This window comes from Qipengyuania benthica (genome assembly GCF_030717865.1).
Taxonomy (GTDB): Bacteria; Pseudomonadota; Alphaproteobacteria; order Sphingomonadales; family Sphingomonadaceae; genus Qipengyuania; species Qipengyuania benthica.
In genome coordinates, this window is record NZ_JAVAIL010000011.1 from 1 (window position 1) to 3697 (window position 3697).

The 3697-nt window shown below is 60.5% G+C and carries 3 protein-coding genes; all 3 read right to left on the bottom strand.

Features of this window, described 5'->3' with window-relative positions; all coding sequences use genetic code 11:
• Positions 1 to 118: 118 nt before the first annotated feature.
• Genes Q9K01_RS15365 through Q9K01_RS15375 form a run of 3 tightly spaced genes read right to left on the bottom strand, consistent with a single transcriptional unit; the run spans position 119 to position 3575 of the window.
• Complete coding sequence (locus tag Q9K01_RS15365) at positions 119 to 1123, bottom strand: tyrosine-type recombinase/integrase (protein ID WP_305930998.1); 1005 nt, start codon at positions 1121 to 1123, stop codon at positions 119 to 121.
• Positions 1120 to 2034, bottom strand: coding sequence for a tyrosine-type recombinase/integrase (locus tag Q9K01_RS15370; protein WP_185884407.1), 915 nt, complete (start codon positions 2032 to 2034; stop codon positions 1120 to 1122). The genes Q9K01_RS15365 and Q9K01_RS15370 overlap by 4 nt, the downstream gene beginning before the upstream one ends.
• A complete protein-coding gene (locus tag Q9K01_RS15375) occupies positions 2031 to 3575 on the bottom strand; it encodes a tyrosine-type recombinase/integrase (RefSeq protein ID WP_185884406.1) in 1545 nt (514 codons plus the stop codon). The genes Q9K01_RS15370 and Q9K01_RS15375 overlap by 4 nt, the downstream gene beginning before the upstream one ends.
• Positions 3576 to 3697: the final 122 nt, after the last annotated feature.

Genomic DNA, 3697 nt, shown 5'->3' on the forward strand with positions numbered 1-3697 from the left:
GACATATTCTTTGCAGTCGCAGTTTATGTCGAGCGTCGCAGCCGGAGGCGCGGGATTGCGTCGGTTCGTCATGATTTTACTCCAGATAATTGTGCGGTTGGGGCAGCGTGGCCGAAGGCTATGCCCGCTTGCGGACGTCGTTGAGCATGGCGATCAGAGTGTCTGACGGCGGCTTGAAGCGTCCAGGGCTGATTTCCGGCCCGCCATGCGCAGCCAAAATCCGCAGCTTCTCCTCTGAATCGGCGCGCAGATATGTTTCGGTGCTCTGGATGCTGGCATGTCCAAGCCATAGTGCGACCTTGCGAATATCGCCTGTCGCTGCGAGCGTGTGCATCGCGCAGGAATGACGCAATACATGCGGCGTGACTCGTTTGCGCAGCAACGACGGCTGCTTCTTTGCTGCCGCGTTGACATGTTTGGCGAGACGGAATGCGAAGCCATCGCGGGTGATGGGCTGCCCGTTCGCGTTGAGAAATACCTCGGCGACCTCAGTCTCAGGACGGATGACAAGCCATGCGCGGAGTGCGGACTGGGTCTCTTTCCATAGCGGCAAGACCCGCTCGCGACGGCCTTTACCCATGATGTGGACCGTCGAGAGCGATCGATCCGGGAAATCGCGCAGTTGCAGCGACACGAGTTCCGATACCCGAAGCCCCGCTGCATAGGTCAAGTGCAGCATAGCGCGATCGCGCGTACCGAGCCGTGTCCGAGGATCGGGCGCGTCGAGTAATGCCTTGATCTCGGCCCGGTCGAGATAATCGATCAGCGTCTTGTTTGCCTTCTTGCTGGGGATCGATCGAACCCGAAGCGCCTGGTCAAGACACGTCGGAACCCGATACTCGATGTACCGGAAGAAGGATCTGATCGCAGCGAGCCTGCCATTGCGGGTCCGCACACAGCTGCCGCGCTCGACCTCGACATGGCCGAGAAAGGCCATGATCATGTCGGTGCCGAAATCCTCGATCTCGAGATCGGTCGGTCGACGCTTCAGCCGATCGGATGCGAACCGGACCAGCAGGACGAAGCAGTTGGCATAGGTCTTCACCGTATGCGGGCTTACGGCGCGTTCCCGCGGCAGATGTTCGCGCAGGAAGGCTGTGAGATGGGGAGCAAGCGCCGTCATGCCGCTTCTCCCAGATACAGATCCTCGCTCGCGGCAGCGATGTCGCGCAGCAGCACTGGCGTGGCTTCGAGATACCAGTAGGTGTTGGCGACCGAGGAGTGACCCAGATAGAAGCTGAGCGCGGCCATGTGGTGCGCCACGGCTTCCCGGTCAGGCGAGCACGACTCAAGCGAGCGCACGGCGAAGGTATGCCGCAAATCGTGAAGCCGCATACCTGCAGTCCCGGTTGGTCCACGATATCCGAGCTGTCGCGCCAGCCTGACGAACACGACGTGGGCGCGGACCTTATGGGGTGCTCTTCCCCGGATCGTCACGAACAGATCGTTGCCCGTGGCACCGAGCCTTGCCCGGGTTGCGAGATAGGCCTTGAGAGCCTGACGGATTGATGGCTGCAAGGCGATCAGGCGCTGCTTACCGAACTTGCCGTTGCGGACGATCAGACCGTCTTCGACCAGATCGTCGCATTGCAGCGCCAGGGCTTCGGAAATCCTCAGACCGGTCGCCGCCAGCAGCCCGAACAGGTAATGATAGGTGAAGGGACTGATCATGCCCTTGGGCGGAAGATCGAGCGCCGCCTTCATGATCGCCCGGATCTGTTCCGGTTGGATGATGTGCGGCGTTGGTCGCGGACGCTTCCCCCGGCCAAACACACTGGCGGGCGGAACCTGGTTGGCTGGATCCTCGGCATGGGCAAACAAGCAGAAGTTGCGCACGAAAGTGAACCCGGTCCGCGCGGTGTTCTGCGAAGTCGTCGCGCGGCACCAGTCGTAGATGCGGTCGATACGGGTGTGGCTGTCTCCGAAGCCAGTCGCGTAGGTGCCGAACTTGCGAAGCAGGCGCTCCTGCTCGAAAAATTTGCGACCGAGGCTGCGATGCAAAGCGACATACCGCGAAATCTGTGCGTTTATCATGACAGGTCTCCGGGCCAGGGTTGTGCGATCTTCAAGAGCATCGGCAGATCGGTCTTGGCGTAAATGGCGGTGGTCTCGGGCGAGCTGTGGCGCAGGATGGTCCCGATGGACTCCAGGCCTGCACCAGAGCGCAGCATGTTGGTTGCAAGCGAATGCCGAAATATGTGCGATCCGGTCGGCAGACCTTCGATCCCGCCGCGCTCGAGTGTGCGTGCAACGATGCCGGCGATCTCGGCTGATGAACTGAATGGCCGGAACGGGGCTTGCGAACGCAAGAACAGGTGCGCTTCGATAGCCGTCGGGCGGGCCGCAGCAAGATATGCCAGGATCGCGTCGCCAACACCCTGTGGCAATGGCAAACGATCCGGTCGACGCGTCTTGCCCTTGACCTTCAGTTGGCCGGATCGCCAATCGATATCGTCGAGACGCATATCCCGAATATCTCCTGCTCGCAGGCCAAGTCTGGCAAGCAGGAGAATGATCGCCTTATCCCGAACTTCCACCGGCCGACCTGTCGGGCAGGCTGCAATGATCCTCTCGATCGTTGCCGGGTCGATGTAGCGCGGCAATGCCGAAAGCCGGTATCTCCGTACGGAAGGCATTGCGTGCAGCAGCGCTGGGCGGCATTGGCCTCGGCCAATAAGAAACCGAAGATAGCTCCTCATGATCGTGGCGAGCAGCGAAGCCGATCCCGGGATCTCCTTGCTGCGACGCTCGAACGCATCTCGCAGAGTGGCAGCATCCCATTGTGCCGGCGCGCCGAGCATGGGCATCAGCCGCTCAATCTCTGCCCGGTATCGCCGGATCGTCTCGTCGGTCACGCCTCGATCCTGCCTGAGCCAACCGACATATGCCGCGACCTGCGGATCTTCGACCACCTTCACCGCGACCGGAGCGATGGCGCGCCGATCACGAAGAAACTCAACGAAGTGCCGTGTGCAACGCCGCCGTCGCTTCCTGCCGGAAGTGGTCAGCTTGCCGCGCTTGCGGAAAACCGGGCACCGACAATCGTGATCGGCATACTGTTTGGTGACCGTGTCATCGACATCGGTCCATGGACATCGCGATACCCGCAGCCAGGCCGCGAAGTGCTCCGCCTCTGAACGGTAGGCTTGCGCCACCCCCTTCGCGAGTTGGAGGCCATCGATCATATGCGAATAGTCAGCAAGATGACGCCCGAGATCGTAAATCCCATCGGCTACGTCGATGTAACCCTGGTCTTCGAGAAACCGGACAAAGCGCCTGACACGCGCCGCAAGATCGGCCTTGTAGGCTGTCGCTTGCGCTGAATACCTTGGGCACCGGCATCGATGCTGCTCAAAACGGCGCACGATGCGATCATCAACCGTCCCGAGCGCAATCCCGCGTAGTCCCAGCCAACACAGAAAATGGCGGATCGCTGCGCTGTACAGGACCGCACAGGCTGTTCCCTCTTCAACCGACAGAGAGGAGAGGAATGCACTGAATAGGGCGTTAGTACTGGGCGGCTCTCCAACCCTGCTTGGTGCAGGCTGAAACGACACAAATGATCTTGTTGGCATGGTGGTTCCTTCGACATGTTGAGGTCGAAGGACCGGTAATTATCTGGAGTAAAATCATGACGAACCGACGCAATCCCGCGCCTCCGACTGCGACGCTCGACATAAACTGCGACTGCAAAGAA